Source organism: Desulfobacter latus (genome assembly GCF_013389365.1).
GTDB lineage: Bacteria > Desulfobacterota > Desulfobacteria > Desulfobacterales > Desulfobacteraceae > Desulfobacter > Desulfobacter latus.
Window position 1 is genome coordinate 24404 of the sequence record NZ_JACADJ010000021.1, and the last position, 22026, is coordinate 46429.

Below are 22026 nucleotides of genomic sequence, written 5' to 3' on the forward strand. Positions count from 1 at the left end.
TCTGTCACCGGGTCATTCAATACCTTTTGCCAACAACATGATGAATCCCCTAACTGTACCAAATTCTTCATTCGAGAGTTTCTCAAGCTCTAACTTTATTCCACATTTGTCTTCTATTAACAGCACGAGCTTCACAAATTTTAAGGAATCCACCACTCCAGCCTTTATAAGATTGTAGTCGTCTTCAATCTGACTCGGGAGATCGTCGTTCCCAACGATCTCTTTTATGCATCTCACGATAATCTCTCGGCACTCTCCTCTCGTCATGACAATAACTCCGATAGTTGTTTCGACAAGGCCTTTCTATCCAGCTTACCGCTCGCATTTATTGGAACGGTTTCGATCGGGAAGATGTCAGCAGGCCTTGTGAACTCTGGAAGCTCTTCCTTGCACAATGCGTTGATTTTTTTCTTATCTAATTTGCCTCCAGACAGGACGAATCCGTACACGGAGTCCGGGTTGTTTTTTCTCTCTGGTGGCCATGGGATGACGACCGCTGTCGCGGTCTTCGCAGCACGCCGAAGCACGGCCTCGATTTCCTGGAGTTCGACTCGGTATCCATTGATCTGAACTTGGTCGTCGATTCTGCCGAGGTAGTAAAGGCATCCCTCCTCGTCCATCTCCACCAAGTCTCCTGTTCGGTACCAAAGATTATCTGATTCAGGAATCTTTACAAAGCTACTTTTTGTTTGTTCCCGATTTTTGAGGTATCCCTTCGAGACCTGTGATCCGCTCACGTACAGCTCACCAGCCTGCCCAATCTCTGCCTCTCTCGCATCTTCTTTCATCACCTTCCCACTCTGCGAAGGAAACACGAATCCAATCGGCATCATGCTGTGTGGATATTCTTTGTCGAGATCGTCACATTGAAAATGTGCGAATTGTATCGTGACCTCCGTAGGACCGTAGAGATTTATAATGGTGGAGTGGGGGGCTGCTTTTTTCCAGGTTCTCGCCGTGTTCATAGAGAGCGCTTCACCAGTGAAGACACTTTGTCTCAGCGTCTTGAGACCTCCACCCTCAAGGAGTCGTATTTGTCTTACCGCGTTTGCCAAAGAGGGAACCGAGCACCAGCACGTTAGCTCGTGATCTCTAACAAATGAGGACAATTGCAGTCGTTGTGCACGCGGAAGGGAGTAAACAGCAGCCCCACTCCACCAACCAGTAAACATATCATACACGCTCACGTCGAAGGTTGGATCAAAGATCTGACTGATTCGATCTTCCGTATAGATTGGATATTCCGCTAATATAAATCGCAAATAATTGTATATATTCCTGTTGCTGATCTCAATCCCCTTAGGCTCTCCTGTACTCCCCGAAGTGAAAAGCACGTATGCGGGATCTTCTGGAGCAGCCTGTCGCATGGCTCCAGAGTATTTACATTCGCCAGCCTTGAGCCATCGATGTTGCGGGTAACGGCCTTCCCAGCCTGCCTTTGAATCACTATCGCACAGTAGTATTACCAGCGTCCCCTGGTATTCCTTTAAAAGCTGGTCGAGCGATGCCTCACCCTCAGCAGCTACAATCAAGGTTCCTGCTTCAACGATCTCCATGGTCTTCAACAAACGTTGCTTTGGAAAATTCGGATTGAGCGGAACGTATGCCTTGCCAGCGCCAAGTGCCGCCAACATCGAGACGTAGTTGGAATAGCTCTGGTATCCCAACGTCAGCACATAAGGGTTTTCATTGGCTTTGTGTATACTTTCGGCCCAGCAGAGCGACCTCTCAGCGAGTTCCTCGTAAACATAGGTCATGCCATCCACATACAGCGCATCACGGGCTCCATACTTTTCCGCTGCTTCGTAGAATCCCTTAAAAAGGCTCTTGTATTTTTCCATATTGCTCATTCTCTGACGACTCCTGCTGGCCGCTCGATTATAATTTTTTCCAAACGATGCGGGCTGGATTCCCGAAAACGGTCACAGCTTCCGGCACGTCTTCTATCACGACAGATCCAATTCCCACTGTCGCACCGCTCCCCACCTTTACATGTGACATGACGACAGCCCCTGAATTGAGGGTCGCGCATTCCTCTATGAGAACGTTTGAATCTACTGTTGCGCAGGCAATGTCTACGCACTCCTTGAGCACCGAATGATGGCCAACAAAACCCGTTTCACATACAAATGTCCCCGACCCAATCTCTGCCCGATATTCGATGGTCGCATTTGCGCATATAATTACTCCGGGCTCCAGTTTTACTTCCTGCATTATTCGCGCATTATTAGAAATAGTAGAGACGAGCTCCAGTTTGGATTCTCGGATCCCATTCAAAATCCTCCGTCGACGGTGAATGTCATGATCGGTTAGAACCACTCCGCTAATATCTCGCTTCATAATTTCACCGATCCAGTCTCTGGATACAATGAGATCTCTTCCTTTAAACTTGCCTTTTTGGGGATAGTCGAACTGTGAGCAGGGTCTTCGTGCAAAGTCCAACTCCGCATTGATCTCCGGTAGTTCTTCTTCCGGTTCCACGAAACATTCAGCTTGCCAAAGCCCCTCGGCTTCAGCAAACGCTTGTACGAATCCTGCAAAGCCGTCATGCCACCCGATCACAGCCACTTTTCTCAATTTATTCATATGCATTTCTGTTTTCTATATTCTTTTTTCTCACAAAGGAATGCTATTACCCCTGCCTGATCGACATCACAGGATTCTATAAGCCATGGCAACACTTTGTCTCTCCAGAGCGATAGCACCTCAGGGTCATTCCTCACCAGCTCCGCCAGCCGATCTTGAGACCAGAATGTCTTGTAGCAATTCGGATAGGTCGTGAGCATGTGAAGGAACGCATGTGTTGCATCCATGTAGCCCATCTCTTTGATAATCTCAAATCCAGCCTCCTTCAGAACGGCCCTCCAAGATTTTATATCAATTATGTTCTCGACCTGTTTCCGTTCGAACTCACTTTCGACGTATTGGGCTGGTAACAGCCTTTTATAAAACCTGATTTTCTTGTCTGTATTGGCGGTCAGGATGAACTTTCCTCCTGCCTCCAGAATTCTCCATGCTTGGGCAAGCAAGCTTTTATAATTACTTATGTATTCCATCCCAGAGATACAGGTCACAGTACCGCAACTGCAATCGGGAATAGGCAATTTTGATGTACAGTCCGCTTGGAGTACGCATCTATATGTATTATTCGCAAAGTCATTGTCCAGGAAACCAGATAGCGGTCGACCATGCTCCCTGCTTCCCTGTTCAAAGATATCTATACCGATATCTATTCTCTTCAGCGTCTTACTAATCCAGTAGCCATATCCGCAACAGAAATCTACCAGCGGCGCTTTCAAGGGAAGGCACGAAGCCAGGAATGACATTTCTGTCAGTTTGGCCATTTCATCCCAAAGCAGTATGACCCTTTCCCCTCTTAGGAACATTTCGTATGCCTGCGAGAGCACATCTACCTCTCTGGATTCTATTTTGCCCGCATCAAGGCTCATTAGTCTCTTGATCAATTCAAGCGTCTCTTCCTCGCCTCTGCCCTCGATATTTCCGAGGCTGCAGGTTACTATATCCGCCATTTGGGGGTTAAATAGGAAACGATATCTTTCAACCAATGCTTTTCTCCTATTTTCCTATATAATTCATTTCACCACAGTTTATTTGTATACAAGAGACCTGGCACTGGTTCAGTTGAATAGGTAATCAGCTAAATCTGGACAGTCTTTAAAATCAAGGCTTTCAGAACAGCTTGAATCACCTTGATCAATCACGTCAGTTCGAAATAGGCTTGTTTTTGCTGATTTTTGCACACTCAAGAAGAATATTTTCAGCAATATAAATCACCTATTCAACTAAACCAGTGCCAGAGACTTTTGAAAAACGCTCCTTCGATCCAATCTCTGGAATAGGCTCACCAATTGATTTGATAAATACAATTGCCATAATACAGCCTCAATTACAACCCCTCAAAGGCACGGCTTTAAAAAAAAGTCGAACGCTACCTTTCATTCGCTGTTATTGCAATAAAAGTATCCTCTTTAAATTTTATGGTGAGCCATATTTAGTGAATACAGCAATTCTAAATTTGGAACAACCCAAAAATTCTCAATTTTTTCAATCAAATATGCTAAAATTTTTTTTTGACAATAAAAAACTAAAATTTGAATTTCAAAGCAAATCGATGGAAAAATGAGAAAACATGACTTTGGTTAAAATCAACCAAATGGGTTAAAGATTTGATATGTAAAGATAAAATCCAAATTGAGAATTGCTGTAGTGAATATGCATTGATCTTGATTCTCTGAAACATTTTTTGGTATGCTATGAATAATATACTGGTATAAGTCGAGGAAATCAGTGGATATTTATAATACCTGAAAAATAAAATGAAAGGGAGACAGGAAAATGACTATAAGCAGCTGCCCGCTTTGCCAGTCAGCTGACACCCGCCATTTTTTTAATTCAAACATAAGTGTGGCAAGTGACGCCACAGTGATGGAATATCCTATCACTAATTTTTTCTGTGAATCATGCTATAATATATTTAAAATACGGAGTCCCCAAGACAAAAAAAATATTAAAAAAATATATAACACCTATGTATTGCATAGTATCGAGAGCCACCAGGAAACCAGAGTCGCTTACGACATTGATAAAGAAGGAATTGAAAAGTCAAAACACCTCCTCACCCATCTGTTCAATAAAATAGATGTCCCCCGGCAGGGACGTGCCTTGGACATAGGCTGCCACTTCGGATCTCTGCTCCGTTTTTTTTTCAAGGCCATGCCCCTGTGGGAACTCCACGGATATGATATCTCAGAGCGATTCAGAACTGTCGTTGAATCCATTGCCCCTGCGACGTCATACCATTGCGGAAACCTCAGCGACGTTAAAGGCAGTTTTGACCTAATATTCCTGACTCATGTTTTAGAACATATTGACGAGCCTGGGGCGCTGCTGTCATTTATCGAAAAACGCCTCAAACCTGACGGGCTTTTATTTCTCCAGTGCAACAATCTTGAAAAAAATCCCTATCTACCGCTACTTTTTGAACAGCATTTTAATTTTTCATTACCGGGTCTTGTTAAATTACTGGAGGACAGTCGGTTGTCCGTATATGACCTAAAACTGGACTGGATCCCAAAAGAAATTTCCGTTATTGCCCGTAAAGCCGATAACTGTCCCATCAGGAGGGACCCGGGATTTGATCTGATAAAAGACCGGACTTTAGAAACGATGAAAACAAACCAATCTCTCTTTACAAAATCACTTACCAACCTTGAACTCATAAACGCGAAAAAAGTCCCTGTTGCAGTGTTTGGCACCGCGTATGTAGGACGATGGATGGCCCACATCTTAAAGGCGAACCTGAGATTTTTCCTGGATGAAAATAAAAAATTACACAAAAAAATTATCCAAAAAGTGCCTGTTTTGTTGCCCGAAGAGGTGACGGAAGAGATTATAGTGATTCTGGCAATCCCACCCCAGCCGGCTGAAAAAATAATGAAACGATTGGCACACATGACCAAAATTAAATTTTTACCGCCTCCTTACACTATGACGCCCGATTGTAGAGAACCGGCATAGCCCCTAAAACTGTTTTTAAGACCAAGGAAAAACCATATGAATAAAATCCCCTTTATGGACCTCACCATTGACAGCCATGAGAAGGAAGATATCCTTGCCGCCATTGATCGTGTTTTAAGCCATGGTAGATTAATACTGGGACCGGAAGTCGATGAATTCGAAAGAAAAATGGCACATGCATGTTCCAGGAAATATGGCATTGGGGTGGGATCCGGCACAGATGCTTTGATCCTGGCGTTACGCGCCCTGGATATAGGCAGGGGGGATGAGGTGATTACGTCCGCTTATAGTTGGATCGCCACCGCAAACGCCATTGCCCTGGCAGGCGCCAAACCCGTTTTTGCGGATACATCTCCTGATTTAACGATTGACCCCAAAACTATAGAAGGCTTGATTACACCTGCAACAAAAGCCATTCTTGCCGTTGACTATGCCGGAAAATTATGTGAAGCTGATGCCTTAATGGATATATCGGAAAAATACGGACTGATTGTTATCGAAGATGCCTCCCAGGCCTATGGTGCTCATTATAACGGCATCAAAGCCGGACAATACGGTATGTTATCCTGTATCAGCTTAAATCCCATGAAAAACTTAGGTGGCATTGGCGAGGCAGGTATCATTTTAACGGACACTGAAAAATTGCGGAATCGCCTGATTTCACTCCGATATAACGGCATGATTGATAAATCCGTATGTAAGACACCTTCCCATAATGGCCGGCTGGATACGGTACAGGCTGCAGTTTTATTGAAGCGAATGGAAAGCCATGAAACCAGACAAAAAATAAGATGCAAAAATGCCCGGATATACAATGATATTTTTTCAACATCCAATGTCATAGTGCCGGAAGTGAGACCTAATGAACGCCATGTATATTTTTCCTATATTATAAAGCTGGAAAACAGGGACCATATTTTCCAAACACTTTCGGATTTGGGAATTGAGTGTAAAATAAGAGATTCGGATTACCTTCCGATGCAGCCTGCATATCATGATTACAAGCATGATGCCGAGTGGTGCCGCTCTAATTATGAAAAATTAATAGTTCTTCCAATAAGCGAAGTGCTATCCGGATTACAGGCAGCGAAAGTTGCGAATCACATTGTACAATTGACCGGAAAACCGACATGAATGAAAAGTCACCAGCTAGGTTCATAAAGTACGTAAACGAAAAAAAAATTACATGGCTGTGGGAACTAGTTGAAGCCGCCTCTTGGTCGAGGGCCAGACTTTGCTTGCATGACCCAAAGGATCTGACGGAATCAAAGATGATTATCGGCATGAAAAAAGAGAGCTATATTCCTCCGCATCGACAGCGCCATGCAAAAAAACACCTAACCGTTCTGGAGGGTGAACTCAGGTTATTATATTTTGATAATTCAGGAGAGTGTAAGGATGTAATAGATCTGAAACCTTTGGATTCTGTCAATCCGTTCAATATTTCCAATCTTGCACCCCAAATCGAAATTAATAATGGACTGCTGCATACCGTTTTTTCAGCAAGTACCAAAAGCCTGTACTTTGAAACCCGCTATGGAGGAGAACCAACAGAGTGGGCAACGTTTTCACCTGACCGGGAAAACCCGGAAAATGGTTTAGCTTATTTAAAAAATACCATGGCCAATTATCATGCTAATTAAAAATTTAAAAAAATCGGTACCCATCACACACCACGGAGAATTGAATGGCTGAAATTGAAACACTTTATATGCTGTTGAACATAAACCGCATCGGGCATATGACCATGGAGTTGTTTTTCGCATTACAACCTCAAATCGAAAACCCTGAAACTACCCTGATATGTCACCCATCCAACCGTGCTCCATGCAATATGGCTATGTATAAGATTTTACAACGTTACTACCATATAAAACCGATAGACAACTTTGATGAAGTCGCAAACAGCCGGAGCGTCAAGAGCGAAAATGGCAAGCAACTGCGTGTCATCACATTCCATCCCCCCTATGAACTGTTTAGATTTTATTACAGGTGGCGGAACAATGAAATAACCCCCCGCTTTTACAAATTTACCAAGGAAGAAATAGATACCGGGCACAAGATCTATGAAATTTTTAAAATTAAAGATGCTTCCAAGATTGTTACCCTCCACGTCAGAGAGGATGGATATATTCCTCAGCTATCTTATCATACTTACAGGAGTGCGGACATCCGTACTTATGAAAAAGCAATTGACTATCTGATAGAGACGGGGCACACGGTGGTCCGGATCGGAGATCCGAGCATGAAAAAACTGCAGCCCAGAGACAACCTTATCGACCTGCCTTTTTGTGGGTACAAAAACGATTTTTTTGATTTGTGGTTTGTTGCGGAATCACGATTTATGATCTGCACGTCATCTGGACCCTATGATATGGCAACTGTATTTGGAAAAACCCCTAAACTTGCCATCAATTCAATATCCACCGGGCCACACTTTATCCACCGGATGGACCGTTATATTCCCAAAAGAATGCACTCAGAAAAACTTAAGCGGGAATTGAGAATAGAAGAGATGCGGTTTCCCGGAGTTTTTTCGGGATATTCTTCTTTTTACGAGGAAAACGGGATTAAGATAGTCAATAATTCCGAGGATGAAATCCTTGAATCCACGAAAGAGATGGTATCGGATCTTGACAATGGTACGCCAGTGGACCAACATGATGAGCACCAGTTAAAATTTGCCTCTATGATGTATAACCTGCATAAAAGTAAGATTATCAGCGGCTATGGAGAGGATGCTTGGGTTTACGGCCCCCATATATCTACTGTATACCTCAGGAGACATCCCCATCTGGTGGACACCCCGTATCAAATCGAAGAACAGCTGGTTCATACCCATCCGACGGACAAAAACGCCATGCAATATATGATTGAGAAAGATGTTCACCTGAAACGATGTGTTCATCATTTTAGAAGCGGTCTTTGAATATAACTGATGCCAATATAGACACTGCCTGGGATTTAAAAATGACATTTTACTGCAATATTTGGCATCCTTCATATCACCCCAAAAGTACTTTACACTTTTTGGGGAATGATTCCCAAACAATAGGGTGCTTGCTCCAAAAAGTGTAAACCGGTAAATGAAGGATGCCCAATATTTAACCTCAAATTCATGGAAGAAAGCCCTTTATAGCCTTTTCATAGCTTTCCGGAGTTCCTATATCTCGATGATATTTATCATTGTGGAAAGTGTATATTTTACCCAGGTATTTAGAGAGAACCTCGGTGCTGAAATCAATCTGCTCTTTTCCAAGACTATCAAGGAAATCGAGAACAGAAGGTTCAATGATATAGACAGCACCATTGGCAAGTTTTCCAGGCGGGTTCTGGACTTTTTCATGAAAACCGCACACAACACCGTTTTTTTTCAACTCCACGATGCCGCAGCTTGAAGGGTGGTCGGTCTCAAATGTCATCATGGTAACTTCGCAGCCATCCGGTCTTTGATTGTGGGTTTTGATGAATTGATTCATATCAAAGACTGACAGGTTATCACCGTGCGCCATAAAGACGGGTTCTCCCTGGAAGAATGATCTGTTTTTTAAAAGGGTGCCCCCAGTACCCAGCAATTCTTTTTCATAAACCGTTTTTATAATACCTTTATAAGGGCTTTGGGCAATATATGAGGTAACCACATCCGGTAGATAGTGGAGATTAATCAATACAGGCGTTATGTTTGCTTTATCGAACATTTCAAGCCAGTAAGCCATTAAGGGTTTGCCTTTTATGGTGACAAGGCATTTGGGGGTACTATAGGTTAGCGGCCTGAGTCGGGTGCCGTACCCGGCAGATAAGAGAAGCGCTTTCATCGGGATAATTTCCGGATCATGTCAGCAGGGGTCAAGGGAATGTTTCCGGTTCGTTCAACCTGACAGGCTGCAGCGAGGGAGCCAAGATAGGCAGCCTGCCAAATATCTGTACCAGAGGCCATGGCCAATCCGGATGTTATTAAAAGAGAGTCCCCTGCGCCGGATGGATCCTGGGGCGCTATGTTCATAGCACTGATTCTATCGGTGAGCCATTGGCTAGTTCCGGATTGACCTGCATGGATGAGCATACCCTCCTTGTTCAAAGTGATGAATATATTTTCGGCCTTAGATTTTTTTCTCAGTTTTTCAGCAAGAACCACCAGTCCTGATTCAAAATCTCTGACTGCAAGCCTCGCTTCCCTTTCTGTCGGGGTCAAAAGCTTCATATTGGTAAAGCGGGAAACATCACCAATTTGAGAAGAAGACTGGCTGTCAGCCATCATTAGAATGTCCTTTTTCTGGCATGTTTTGATAATCGTTTGGATCATTGGTGTGGGCAAGCCGCCGTAGTTGAAGTCGGAAAAAATTACCAAATCTGTTGAATCCAACATTTTGTTGAACTGGTTGGTAATGCGTTTTTGAAGCGGCTTGCTGATGGGATGATGTCTTAGATGGTTTACCCGCAAAAGGCTTTTGCCGTCACTTCTGAACTTTTGTTTTAATATTGTCGGCCGGCTTTCATCATTATATATGAAGTGCTTTACGCCGTACTCATCCAATTTTGATCTAACAAAGTTTGCGGTGGTGTCTTCTCCGACAATGGATAAAAATGACACATCTGCTCCCAGGCTTTTGGCATGGGCTGCAACAATTCCGGCGCCTCCAATATATTTTTTCCGGGTTACAGGCGTGACAACAATGCAGGGTTCCTCTCTGCTCATGCCGACTGGGTCGCAACTGATATATTCATCTACGATAATTTCTCCCAGCACAATAGTCTTGAGCTGTTTGAAATTGGCTATAATTTTAATTAAATCATTCTGCCCAAACGAATGGCGCAGCATAAAATCATTTTCTTTTTTTATGATGGGCAGTCGGATTCTTTCCGATTCATCCTGAAGCAGTTCTCCCAGGGAAAAAGTCATATCGCCGGAGCTGAAAATTAATTTCCCCCCATATGATTCAACAATATCTGCCTCCGGATTGTAATGATCTTCATGCTCCTTTCCCTTTACCACAATATCCGGCTTAAGTTCTTTTATAAAATTGTCTGCAGAGGTATCAAGAATAAATGCGTAATCCACCCAGGTGATTGCCTTTATACCTTCAATGCGCAATGTTTCATCCAGAAAGGCGCCGGTTAGGCAATTATTACCGTGAATGCCTACAACAAGATATTCTCCGCATTCAGCTGCAAAACGCATGAGGCGTAGATGCCCCGGATGGATGATATTGAAAATCCCGGAAACAAAAACGATTTTTTTGTTTTTTGCCCGGGTTTTTATCCATGTATAAACAGGTGCTGGATTATGTCCCATTGTTATCCATCTTTATTAGGCAACGACCGGAAATGGTACCGTTACGGATGCCGTCAATGGCTGAATTGATGTCCTTCAGTTCAAAGGTATCTGTTATGAGATCATTCAGTTTGAGTTTATTATTTTCATATAGCTTGATGTAATTGGGAATATCCTTTGCCGGATCTGTTTCTCCACCATGGGAGCCGATTATCTGTTTTCCAAAGTGAAGCGGGAGTGAATAAATGGATATATGATCCCCTTTTCTGGGAACCCCCACAAGTATTGTTTTTCCATCGGGAGATGTTAACTGATAGGCTAGGTTTATCACATCCGTGTTACCGGTATTGTCGACAACAACATCGGCTCCCTTTTTTCCTGTCAATTTACGTATGGCTTTTTCCGGGTCTTTATTCTGTGAGTTGATCAGGTGGGTGGCACCAAATTTTTTTGCCAAGGCCAGTCTTGAATCAAAGATATCAACAGCGATGATTGGATACCCGGATACCATGGAAGCGCCTTGGATCACATTCAGGCCAACACCGCCTGCACCAAAAACGACGATGGATTCACCAATTTTCAGTTTTGCATTGTTGTTGATCACGCCAAGCCCCGTTGTTACGGCACATCCGAAAAGGGGTGCAATATCCATAGGGAAACTTTCCGGAATTTTGGTTACCCTGTTTTCGGAAACAACCGCATGTTCGTTAAAGGTCGTAACAAATCCGGCATTAACAGGTTTATCCTCCCACATATATTTGGGGACCTGGGATTCTATACCAGCTCCTTTACGCCAATGCATCACCACTTTGTCTCCAGGGGATACCGTATTCACACCTGCCCCTGTCGCCATAACTTCGCCCGACCCTTCATGCCCCAGCAGATGGGGCAAGAAGGGATCATGACCTTTAACACCGTCAATCTCTCCCAATTGGGAGCCGCAGATGCCGCTGTAATGGACTTTGACCAGAACATGGCCATATTCTAATTGTTGGGGCAATTGTATGTTTCTGATTTCAAGGGGAGCTTTCTGCTCTACCAATATCGCAGCTTTAGTTTCTTTAGGAAAATTCATGATCGAACCTTTTACTCGAAATATATAAAAGAATGGTCGCCTGTATAGCCTGTTTTCTCAAACCACCACTCCCATTCTGTGGGGGTGCAAAGCATTTCACAGGTTACCTGCCAATATAAAAGATTAACCTTTTCCTGCTCATTGCGATATGACTCAACGCAGATATAGCTGTTTTTTTTACTGACCCGCTGGATTTCTTTCAGTGCATCGTAAAAATCATGGCAATAAAGGTTGTGTAACGTGGTGATGGAAACAACCAGGTCAAATGTGTTGTCCTCAAATGGCAGTGATTTGGCGTGGCATTGCTGTAAATAGGGTTTGACCTCTTGCTTTGCATTTTCAATGGCATATTCTGAAATATCAATCCCTGTAACATCTATACCGGGCAGGACCTGGGTGAAGTCATATAAAAGAAACCCTTTGCCGCAACCAACATCCAATACCTTGCTCTCCGGTTTTAACTGATAGTGGTTGACCATGTCCTGAACCACTGTTCTCCATCTGCCGTCGTAATGATATCCGCCATAGCATATTTTCCGATCTCCGTCCCAATAATCATATCCCCATTGTTTTGCTTTTTCAGCAGCCTTGTCTTTTGGATATTCATTTACTCTGGCAAGGTAATCGCGTTTTGTGCTTTTGTGGTTTTTTGTAACAAAATCAACATAGGCCATTTTTAGTGTCCTTTAATATATTTAACTGCCTTATAAAACTGTTTTTCTCTTCTGTCTTTTTTAAAAAAGGCAAAATCTTTTCTTTCTTTTTCATTCTGAATAAAATCATTGAGTATAATACAGCACCACTTTAACCGGTACAAAGGAAAAAGAAGTTTAACCCTGTTGGTTAGATCCTGCCCCCCGCCAATCATTGCTTGTATTTCATCTATATAATAAGAAAAATAATTGAACGGTGTTGAAATATCGGGTTGGCAGAAAAAATCACAAATTAATTTTGCCGGATCGTCCCAGCCGGCATATTCAAAATCAACAAAAAATAATTCACCTTTTGGTGAGAGGATGACATTATGAAACCCAAAGTCTGATGGGGATATCATTCTATCCGCCCCACATATTGATTGTTCAATATGGATTTCTGCTTTTTTGCTGCTCTCTTCAATAGTTCTATGGATTAATACCCATTCTTTAACGAGATCATTTGCAACAAAGTCGATCGCATTTTGGTCGAGACGATCGTTAATCTGGATATTCATGAGCCGATCCAATCTGGATTGAAGCGAGAGCATATGGTCTTTTATTGTAAAGCATGCGTCTGATGCCAAGGGCAAAGCCTGGCTTTCAATACTCGTTCTATCTGAGTTTAATTGCTTTAAAAAAGCCAGGGACTGCTGAATAAACGGTAATTTGATTGGGGTTGTATCCAGTCTCTGACCCGGAAGAAAAGAGAACAATCCCAGGTTATGCGCCCTGTTTGCAGCAATGGGGCTGGGTATTGCACGTATCCCAAGCTTTTGCATGAAATTAATGAAAGTGATTTCAGTTCCAAATCGATCTCGTTTATCCTGATCGGAAACAAAATAGTGTTTTAAAAAGTATGTATTTGTCTCGGTTTTGATCTTCCAGGCCCTGTTATTGCCGCCGTGAAAAATCGGGTATAGTTGAAACTGAGAATTGAGATCTATGGATGTCATGAATTCTTCAATCTTAGTGGAGATGTTTTCTTTTTCAGTGGGTTGCATGGGTGTCTTTACATGTTTTCGGTATTCAATTCAAATAATGAATGCTTCTTTAACCCTGTTTCTTTTTCCATCATACTTTGGATTTCTTTCCAGGATTGCATTATTTTTATATCAGGGGGCAAATTTTGTGCAAGGTTCAGAGCAAACGGGTTAAAAAGAATTCTGGTAAGGTTTTCCGGGAAGCCGGGAAGCGTCAGGAACTCCGGTAAATCGTCGATAAAGTGAGTGCATTTTTGTTCGGCAATGCGCTCAATTTTTTCTTCTTTGGTCAATTCAAAAAAAATGTTTTTTTGCAGGTTATGTCGAATCAGCCAGTCTCGAGCCGATTGATGGAGATCATAAGCCGGCCCAGAATATGGATATCGTGTTTTATGGCTTATGATGCAATACTCAATGTTTTCTTTTTCACAATAAGAGATAAACGGTTTTACTCCGTCATAAGCAAAAGCTTCATTGAGTTTCTTTCCATAAACATAGCCCTGGAGTTTTATCCATTCTTCTTCGTTTCCATTTTGTCTAAGGTAGCTGCGGACATGATGTTTGCCGTAAGGTAGTGTTTTTGGTATGATTTTTTTTTCAATACCGGCAACGTTAAACACGTTATCATAACAGATGATGGTATTGTCAAAATCGATCCCGATTTTTATCTTGGGTATTGTTCGTATCATTATATCCTCAAAGTTGCTGTCTGTCTTTTGAGATTCGCTTTAAGTCCCGGGCAAAAGCGCAAATAAATTTTTTCTCATTCCAATTTACAAGTCCTTCAGAAATTATCCGGTTCTTTAAAAATTGTTTGACCACTTCTTTTTCATGATGAATGCTTGCGATAGCCAGAGCAGGGGTACCCAACTCATTTAGTTCGTATAAAGTCCTGCCCCCTGCGCAGATCGCAAGATCTGAAACCATAAAATAGGGATAAATATTTTTTGGTGAATCTATAATGTTGATTTTTTCATTCGTTTTAAATGTTTGAACGGCAGCAGGATGGAGCTTTTTATATCCGGGGCCGAGTACCAGTGACAGGTCAAAGGGCTGGGAAAATTGAGTATTTGTAATTACATGGATAACGCGCCGGCTGAGCTCTGCCGGATCCGAGCCCCCAAAGCTGACAATGACCTGCAGCTTATCCTTTTTTTGGGGAATAAAATCAGGCGAATCAAAGAAAAAAAAATCAGGTCCCAGATAATATCTCGTATCAGTCTGGCGGATCCGCATTTTTTTTGGAGCAAGAACGCTGGTATTCAAGATTATATCTGCATTGACATTGATAAATCTTGTGTCGTCAATGAACAGCACTTTCGAGCCAAATTGCTTTATCTTACTGCATATCGGGTCATAGTCGCCGGGGTATGGCAGATCAATAAAAGTCCAGTCCGGTTTAAAGCGCTTTATCTCCTTATACCAGAAGTTCTCTGTTTCTTTGGGGGGTGTATCAATGGGAATGGTTTTTACATCCATACCGTTTTGCCGCGCAAACTCTACCCCTTCGGGATAATTGGCCATGATGAAAAGAATAATGGTTTTGTTCATGTGTTTCAGCCTGTTTGCCAGGGTGATACATCTTGACAAATGACCGAATGAAAGTCCTTCCTTTGCACCGCTGTCAACCCGTATGATGAGTCTGTCCGGTAATTGGGTTTTAAAACATGTTCTAAGCAGAGTATCCGTTTTCATTGTGATCATTCAACGTTATGCTTAATCATTGGACAACGACTTCGTTTGAGTAAACCTTTAACTTCCCATTGCTCAAGATAGGCCTTCATAATATTGAAAGGTAAATTATATTTACGGGAAAGTTCAAATACGGATAATTTCTGATCGAAGTCATAAATTATATAGGTTGATAATTGATGATAGTCAATTTCAGGAGTTATGTCGACATCTTTTCTGGGCATACCCGATTCCCTGAGAGGGCGTTTGAAAAGATTGATTTCTGGATGGCTAAGACAGGGTAGTCCTTTAAACTTCGGGATGGGAATCCAGTCCTGCTCCAATATGTCAATGGCGGACATGAGAATTGCCCTGGCTTCACTGAGGTGATCTAAAGATACAAATGATGGATTATCAGCATCCGTATGGTATTCTGGATAGGGCGTTTTTCTGGTGAGCGCTGTCGTGGGGATTGCAAAACCAGGAGCTTCAAATGGCGCTTCGTCCCCTGTTCCCCCTCCCATATAAACAGGCGGTATCCCATTTTTTTTGCTGGTCAGAGCAGGGTTGGTATCAACGAGTTCTTTGAATTTTAGGGACTGAAATGATATTCCAGAATTAATCAGTGTGTCGTACAGATAATCGTCCAAGCGCGATCTGTTCCTGATACTTTTAAATAAGAGCATTGAATCTTTATGACCTAAAAAATTTAAGCCTAATACAGCTTTTAGCGCATCCGCTTCACCCGAATGCGTCAGAAGGTCAAGATATGCCATTGAACCGATAAGTTCCGGTACTCCTATAAACCGATAGGTATAGTAATGATTTTTCTTTTTTAATTCATCGATGAGCTTTATTCCTACTGCGGCACCGCTCAATCCATCGTTTGCCTGACCGGGGTGGCACCAATGAGCGACTATAAGTACCACTTCTTTACTTTTACCTTTAGACTCGTAGGTGAATGTTTGCATTGGTTCTTTTGTAAATCTAGACTTGATAATTATATTATAGGTCTTGTCCGCCAGAGCTTCAAATGTCTGGTGGGGCATGGAAAATCCCCAGTCTTTTTCCCAGTGGCGGAACATCATATGAAAGCGAAATGGTATCCGTGTAGGATGGGAGGGGTTGGTGAAAACATGTTGTTTCAATTCCGTTTTGCGCAAAGTGCCTGAAAATGGTTGGCTGTACGCCCATACTGCAAGGGGGTGACGGGTGAGGTCCCATACAGGTTTTCCGGATGTGTCATAAATCCCGGCGCTGTCCAGGTACCATCTCTGGGGGATTTCCCAGTGGCAGATCCGGGTGCCGGGCTCATAATTCTGAATCTCAAGGTCAATGTGCTGTTGTAGGTCTTGGATGGAGGCAGCAAAGCCGTCACTGTTCCCGACACGGTTATACAAATAATACCGTTCAATGATATCCATCTCATTTTTCAGGTTCATGGAAGCTCCTTTACGGCTTTTTCGGGGGGCATCACGTACCCGTACGGATGCAAGTCTGTTTTTATCAAATCAGCCGTTAGGGCATTACTTTGTGCATAATAGGCGCATATCATATTTTTCATTACTTTTATCCGCCACTCTCTATGGGATGCTTCCAGGGAGGATGGAACGATCCGGGCAATCTGTGATCGTGTAAATTCAGCGATTTGTGTCATTTTAAAGGCTGAAATTCCTTTTTTTTGCTGGACTGGGGCGATAAACAAATCCAAAAATTTTAAAACGGGGGCTAAATTCCTGCTGAAATGATAGGCATAGTGTTTTCCTTCTTTTGTTAATATTTTTTTTTGGGTATCCATGCCATTGATATCCATCTTTGCTCCGGTGAAATCCTTAATTTTTTGAAGTACGGTTACCGGGGAACTGCAGAATTTCTCATGGGGCCATACCAAGACATTCTCCGGCCTAAAAAGTTGTTGATAATATGCAATGATACCATGATATTCAAGGGCGCGAAGGGATTGCAAAAAAGGAGATTTACATTGCAAATAGGATTTAAAATCTGTTGTGATAAGAAATGAGTCAAGTGCCTGGTTATACAATGACGACAGCATCGCATTTTGTTCTCGAATGGCCAGAAGGATTTTTGCCCCCGGAAAATGCATGGCGATTTGGTGGGCTGTCCTCTTGTAATAATTTTCAACATTTAGGTCATACATGTTCATGGCAAACCCTTCCCAGGTGGCAACGGGGATAAGATGATCAGGGCAGTTTTGGATCGTTTTGTTTATTTGATTTATAATATTTTTTTTATAGTAGTTTTTGTTCAATATATCCCGCTTGTCCAGAACACTTATGAGATAGTTTCTTGGAATAACATGAAAACCCTGGTTTGGTATAAAAAGATATTTTTGCATCCATGTCGTGGCTGTTTTGGGAAATCCGATATGTACTATGGGCTTTTTTTTATTCATTTTATGTTCTCCACATCGTACCCTTCCATTCCATTGTTTCCATATCCCATTCTTTCGGAACCCATTGCGCCCCTTTTTTTTGTACACCGTGCCTGCAGTATTTACATCCCGGATTTATCTTTTTCCGTTTGCCCTCTTTGTGTAATTTTCGAATCAGGTTTGTTTTTTCTGATGTCCATGCCTCGACAATGGACTTTTCAGTTTCTTTTATCGTTCGGGTCTTGCCGTTTTCGGATACCACCTGTTTGTTCGAGCTGTTTCTATAGCGACCTATAATAAGAGGGGGCTCTTCATTGTGGGCGCCGGTGCAGGGTAAAAGTATTCCGTTGGCAGATATGGTAAGTCGTTGAAAAGGATACTGGCAGGCCCAGTTTTCCATTATCGACTCTTCAGGGACATCTTCTCCTCGCATATCCATTAATTCATTGATTGTGATCCAGTCGACGCCGATTGCCTTCATAAATTCATAATAGGCCTTGGGATCTTCAGCAATGGCTGGATATACTGCATTAACACGGATTTGGGGTCTTGTTTTACCGGCCTCATTTCTCAGGCGGATCAGAGTTTTTATATTCTGGATTACGTGGGTGAATCCGTTGAAATCCTGTTGTTTTTTTTTAGGTATCCTGATCTTGTTGTATGCCTGTTCCAGACCGTCAACTGAAAAACTGATCCAGTTGGGCTCGGCCCGAATAATTTTTTCGGCCAGTTTCTTGTTCAGCATATGTCCGTTTGTCAGGGAGGTGATCTCCAGAATTCCTTTTTTGCGGGCATAGAGAAGGACATCCCCGAAATCAACGTTTTTTTCTCCATCCCTTGAGCGGTACATCAGGGACTCGCCGCGCCAGCTGAAGAGCATTGAGGGCACTCCGAGCTCCGCGCATTCATCAATCACGGCCTTTACAATTTTCCAGGGCAGCATGCGCTGGGCCCCGATGACCGATCGTTGAAATTCTTCTGTTACTGTATAGCACATTTTGCATGCAAGATTGCAGGTGCTGACCAGTTCGCAAGTTACGGCCAGGGGAGCCGGACCCGGATCGAATTCCTTGGCCCGCCGGTACCACTCCTTTCTGTATTTACTGTATCTCTCCTTTTCCTCGGCTGTCGGGAACTGGCTTTCTATGAATTTTTGCTCCCTTTGGCTGGTGTCATAACTGTATTGTGCCTCTTCAACGGACATGATGCCGTCTTTTTTATCAGTCCAGTTTTTTTTGAATCCCTCTTCCCTGGGATGAATGGCAGGCTGGTTCGTTGTCATGTCTTATCCTTTGGTTATGATGTGTTGTCCCATGATCAGGATGTCCAGGCCACATGAGAAAAAGGTACGCAGGGCATCTTCAGGCGTGCATACAATAGCTTCCCCGTTCAGGTTAAAAGAGGTATTGAGTACAATTGGAAGGCCGGTTAACGCTTTGAATTCACATATCATTTTGTGAAAGCGCGGATTAGCTGCCTTTGATACAGTCTGAAGTCTTCCGGATCCATCCACATGGGTGACAGCCGGGATTTGTGCCCTTTTGTCTTCCGGGATCATATATACTTTTTCCATGAAGGGAACGGAAGAGTTGGGCCCAAACTTAAAATAATCCTTGGCGTCTTCTTCAAGTACAGCAGGGGCAAAAGGCCTGAAGCTCTCACGAAACTTGACAGCCATATTTACCTTATCCTTTGTCGATGGGTCTCTTGGATCAGCCAGTATCGACCTGTTGCCAAGGGCCCGCTGGCCGAACTCCATTCTTCCTTGAAACCATCCCACAAGTTTTCCCTCTGCAATGAATTCAGCGCATGCTTTTTCAATATTTTGTTCGACCCGGTAGCGGATTCCAAATTTATTGATGACGGATTCTATTTCGCGGTCGGAATATTCAGGCCCGAAAAAATTGTGGGTAAGGGCATGTCTTTTTGTATTGCCCAAAATATGATGATGAAGGTAAAGGGCCGCACCTATTGAATTTCCGCTGTCATCAGGGCAGGGTGAGATGAAAAGATCTTCAAATGGGGTTAAACTCAAAACTCTGCCGTTGAAAACTGAGTTCATGAAAAAACCGCCGGAGAGGCAAAGAGATTTGCATTGGGTCTCTTTATACAGCCAATTGAGCATATGAACGGCAATTTCCTCTGAGGATTGCTGAAGTGCCGCTGCAATCGCGTAATGACGGTCTTCAACAGGCGCTCTTGGGCTGTGAGCCGGGCCGAGCAGTCTGACCAGCTTTTCGGTAAAAAGGTGGGGCTGTTCATGGTTATAGCCTTGAAAATATGTCAGGTCAAATTCGTATTCTCCATCAGGCTGAAGGCTGAACAGGTTTTCTTTGAATTTTTTATAATACTCGTCTCCCCCCTTGTGAAACCCTGCCAAGGCCATGACTTTCCATTCATCTGAATTGGGTCTGAAACCTAAATACTCGGTTATTGTGCTGTAAAAAGCCCCCATCGACTGGGGGTAATCAATGCTTTTTATTTTATTTATCTTATTCCCCTTACCCAGGCAGAAGGTGGTGGCTTCAAGTTCTCCCTGTGCATCTGCCGTTAAGATCGCAGCAGTCTCAAAAGGGGAGGGGAAAAAACCATTGGCTGCATGGGCCAAATGATGGGTCACATAAACCAGCCTGCAGCAAGTATTATCCATAAAAATGGTCTGTTCAACGTGATCAATACTGTTTTTGGTTTTTTCATCAAATAGCTTGAATATATTATCCGGAACAGAAAATAAATGTTCAGCCTTCCATCTTCTTTTATCTGAAAATAAAGGATTATAGTTTTTCAGATATACTCCCGGGTTCCAGGATGATGTGATATAGTCAATGTCTTTTATTATATTGCCTGATTTTTTCAAGCAGAATTCTATGGCGTGACTTGGAAAATTTCTTGTCTGTTTCTCACGGATAAATCTTTCTTCGGCCCCTCCGGCAGCAATTTTTCCGTTTTCCATAAGAACAGCGGATGAAATGTACATATCATGATTGATACCCAGTATTTTCATTTCTTGACCTCTCCTTTTTGATCTGTCCGCAAATCGGGATAAATTTTAAGCTGATATTGCATCCCGTTTATTTCGAACCAGGCTGGATATTTTTCATTATCTACAATTCTTAATTGATTAAAGAGGTGCTTTAAAGGTTTATCAATATCAAGCCGATCATCCCTGATGGTTCGTTTGCGATACAGGGTTGCCTCTCCCCTTTGAGGGACCGCAACCAAATTCGGCCATTTATCAATGAATTCAATAATCATTTCAATGGTTTTTATTCCCTGCTTTTTTTTAATTTCTGGCAATAATTCGCCTCCTTCCAGGATTATCTCATCTTTGAGATAAATATCTCCGGAATCCATATCCCGTCCGGCTTCGAAAAGAGATACAGGGATTTTATTTTTCCCTTCCAAAACCTGCCATGATACCGGAGACCATCCCCTGCCTCTGGGCAGGTCGCTTTCGTGAATAACAATATTATGTTTATTTAAATCAAGATATTCAGGCGGTAGAATTTTTGTACATCCCAGCATGAATAAAAAAGACCCACTCTGGATTTCTGATCTACAGTAGCATACAGCCACATTGTGAACAGGGCGTAATAATTCCGCCAATTTATTTACCCACGGGATAATCCAAGAATTTAAGGTATCCGTAAATAGACTGATGGTGTATTTTTTGCTTTCTTGGGTCACTATCTTTTTCATAAGTCCTTTTTCAAAAAATCAATGACGGCTTTTTCAGGCAGGTTCATCAGTATATCCAGAATGGACAGGTTCGGTATAAAAATTGGGCTATAAAGCTGGTTGTATACTGGATGTATGAAATTATGCCAGATCACTCCGATGCCATTGGCGGAAAAAAGTGCTTCATCCAGATAGTTTTTTGAACCCAGGCCTGTAAGATAATTCTTGCCTTTTACTGTATTTGTAAGCATTAACAGCTTCTCAGAGCTTTTTGCCTGAATTCCGCATGATGAAGACAGTTTGATGGGGGTGGATATGCCTAAAATACCTCCGATAGATTTGAGCAGAAGAAGATTGAACCCCATCAACGTTCCGTCGCAGGGACTATGGTAGATGCGCTCTATTGCCGGAAAAAACTTCTCAAACATGGGCGCTTTTTGATAAGCGGAATAAATTGTGTTGAGGTGTTTAATTTTCCATGTATTTCCATTAATGATTTTAATTTCATTGATGTTGTTGTGGAACTCCCCTTTTTTTACCGGTACCGTCAGCCAATGCGATTTACCCTGGATAAGAATTTTGTCCCTGTGGTGCCATCCCCTTCTGAGAAATTGGACATCGTCAAGAATGATAAAGAGATCAGCCTGGTGCCATCTATGAAAAAAACCGAGCCAAGGCAGGAAATCAGGTTGGTGGATAGTAATAACGTCAGGTGTATCCATTGT

Annotated in this window: 21 protein-coding genes; 4 read left to right on the forward strand and 17 right to left on the reverse strand. The window is 42.6% G+C overall.

Translation table 11 applies throughout. The features are described 5' to 3' along the window. Positions 1-12: 12 nt before the first annotated feature. Genes HXW94_RS08230 through HXW94_RS08245 form a run of 4 tightly spaced genes read right to left on the reverse strand, consistent with a single transcriptional unit; the run spans position 13 to position 3566 of the window. Positions 13-267, reverse strand: a complete 255-nt coding sequence (locus HXW94_RS08230; protein ID WP_178366412.1) for an acyl carrier protein — start codon at positions 265-267, stop codon at positions 13-15. After that, positions 264-1850, reverse strand: coding sequence for an amino acid adenylation domain-containing protein (locus HXW94_RS08235; RefSeq protein WP_178366413.1), 1587 nt, complete (start codon positions 1848-1850; stop codon positions 264-266). The genes HXW94_RS08230 and HXW94_RS08235 overlap by 4 nt, the downstream gene beginning before the upstream one ends. 28 nt (positions 1851-1878) lie before the next feature. Further along, positions 1879-2586 (reverse strand): LbetaH domain-containing protein, encoded by a 708-nt coding sequence (locus HXW94_RS08240; protein WP_178366414.1) that lies wholly within the window; start codon positions 2584-2586, stop codon positions 1879-1881. Beyond that, the gene (locus HXW94_RS08245) at positions 2583-3566 is read right to left on the reverse strand and encodes a methyltransferase domain-containing protein (RefSeq protein WP_178366415.1); all 984 of its coding nucleotides are present in this window, start codon (positions 3564-3566) and stop codon (positions 2583-2585) included. Before HXW94_RS08245 ends, HXW94_RS08240 begins: the two co-directional genes overlap by 4 nt. A 790-nt stretch (positions 3567-4356) precedes the next feature. Here HXW94_RS08245 and HXW94_RS08255 point away from each other — a divergent pair. Genes HXW94_RS08255 through HXW94_RS08270 form a run of 4 tightly spaced genes read left to right on the forward strand, consistent with a single transcriptional unit; the run spans position 4357 to position 8467 of the window. Beyond that, positions 4357-5538: a class I SAM-dependent methyltransferase gene (locus HXW94_RS08255; RefSeq protein WP_218576626.1), complete on the forward strand. Its 1182-nt coding sequence runs from the start codon at positions 4357-4359 to the stop codon at positions 5536-5538. A 36-nt stretch (positions 5539-5574) separates the two neighbouring features. Further along, positions 5575-6672: a DegT/DnrJ/EryC1/StrS family aminotransferase gene (locus HXW94_RS08260; RefSeq protein ID WP_178366418.1), complete on the forward strand. Its 1098-nt coding sequence runs from the start codon at positions 5575-5577 to the stop codon at positions 6670-6672. Continuing rightward, positions 6669-7181: a WbuC family cupin fold metalloprotein gene (locus HXW94_RS08265; protein WP_178366419.1), complete on the forward strand. Its 513-nt coding sequence runs from the start codon at positions 6669-6671 to the stop codon at positions 7179-7181. The genes HXW94_RS08260 and HXW94_RS08265 overlap by 4 nt, the downstream gene beginning before the upstream one ends. A gap of 44 nt (positions 7182-7225) precedes the next feature. Continuing rightward, a complete protein-coding gene (locus HXW94_RS08270) occupies positions 7226-8467 on the forward strand; it encodes a TIGR04372 family glycosyltransferase (RefSeq protein ID WP_178366420.1) in 1242 nt (413 codons plus the stop codon). Between the two features lie 187 nt (positions 8468-8654). Here the strand turns inward: HXW94_RS08270 and HXW94_RS08275 are convergent, their stop codons facing one another. The 13 genes from HXW94_RS08275 to HXW94_RS08335 all read right to left on the reverse strand — a co-directional run bounded on the left by HXW94_RS08275 (position 8655) and on the right by HXW94_RS08335 (position 22023). Continuing rightward, complete coding sequence (locus tag HXW94_RS08275; RefSeq protein WP_178366421.1) at positions 8655-9353, reverse strand: nucleotidyltransferase family protein; 699 nt, start codon at positions 9351-9353, stop codon at positions 8655-8657. After that, positions 9350-10831: a PfkB family carbohydrate kinase gene (locus HXW94_RS08280; RefSeq protein ID WP_178366422.1), complete on the reverse strand. Its 1482-nt coding sequence runs from the start codon at positions 10829-10831 to the stop codon at positions 9350-9352. Before HXW94_RS08280 ends, HXW94_RS08275 begins: the two co-directional genes overlap by 4 nt. Beyond that, on the reverse strand, positions 10821-11885 hold the full coding sequence (locus HXW94_RS08285; protein ID WP_178366423.1) for a zinc-binding dehydrogenase: 1065 nt from the start codon (positions 11883-11885) through the stop codon (positions 10821-10823). Before HXW94_RS08285 ends, HXW94_RS08280 begins: the two co-directional genes overlap by 11 nt. A gap of 11 nt (positions 11886-11896) precedes the next feature. After that, positions 11897-12559, reverse strand: coding sequence for a class I SAM-dependent methyltransferase (locus tag HXW94_RS08290; RefSeq protein WP_178366424.1), 663 nt, complete (start codon positions 12557-12559; stop codon positions 11897-11899). Between the two features lie 2 nt (positions 12560-12561). Continuing rightward, positions 12562-13359: a hypothetical protein gene (locus HXW94_RS08295; protein ID WP_343054562.1), complete on the reverse strand. Its 798-nt coding sequence runs from the start codon at positions 13357-13359 to the stop codon at positions 12562-12564. 230 nt (positions 13360-13589) lie between these two features. Further along, positions 13590-14180, reverse strand: coding sequence for a haloacid dehalogenase-like hydrolase (locus HXW94_RS08300; protein ID WP_178366426.1), 591 nt, complete (start codon positions 14178-14180; stop codon positions 13590-13592). A 76-nt stretch (positions 14181-14256) separates the two neighbouring features. Then, entirely contained in the window at positions 14257-15255 is a 999-nt protein-coding gene (locus HXW94_RS08305) for a hypothetical protein (RefSeq protein ID WP_178366427.1), read from the reverse strand. A 5-nt stretch (positions 15256-15260) separates the two neighbouring features. Then, complete coding sequence (locus HXW94_RS08310) at positions 15261-16673, reverse strand: DUF4910 domain-containing protein (protein WP_178366428.1); 1413 nt, start codon at positions 16671-16673, stop codon at positions 15261-15263. After that, positions 16670-17644: a hypothetical protein gene (locus HXW94_RS08315; RefSeq protein WP_178366429.1), complete on the reverse strand. Its 975-nt coding sequence runs from the start codon at positions 17642-17644 to the stop codon at positions 16670-16672. Before HXW94_RS08315 ends, HXW94_RS08310 begins: the two co-directional genes overlap by 4 nt. 1 nt (position 17645) lies before the next feature. After that, complete coding sequence (locus HXW94_RS08320; RefSeq protein ID WP_178366430.1) at positions 17646-18905, reverse strand: radical SAM/SPASM domain-containing protein; 1260 nt, start codon at positions 18903-18905, stop codon at positions 17646-17648. Positions 18906-18908: 3 nt separating this feature from the next. Further along, entirely contained in the window at positions 18909-20627 is a 1719-nt protein-coding gene (locus HXW94_RS08325; RefSeq protein WP_178366431.1) for a carbamoyltransferase family protein, read from the reverse strand. Then, positions 20624-21229: a formyltransferase family protein gene (locus HXW94_RS08330; RefSeq protein ID WP_218576627.1), complete on the reverse strand. Its 606-nt coding sequence runs from the start codon at positions 21227-21229 to the stop codon at positions 20624-20626. Before HXW94_RS08330 ends, HXW94_RS08325 begins: the two co-directional genes overlap by 4 nt. 89 nt (positions 21230-21318) lie before the next feature. Continuing rightward, positions 21319-22023 (reverse strand): WbqC family protein, encoded by a 705-nt coding sequence (locus HXW94_RS08335; RefSeq protein WP_178366433.1) that lies wholly within the window; start codon positions 22021-22023, stop codon positions 21319-21321. Positions 22024-22026 lie beyond the last annotated feature (3 nt).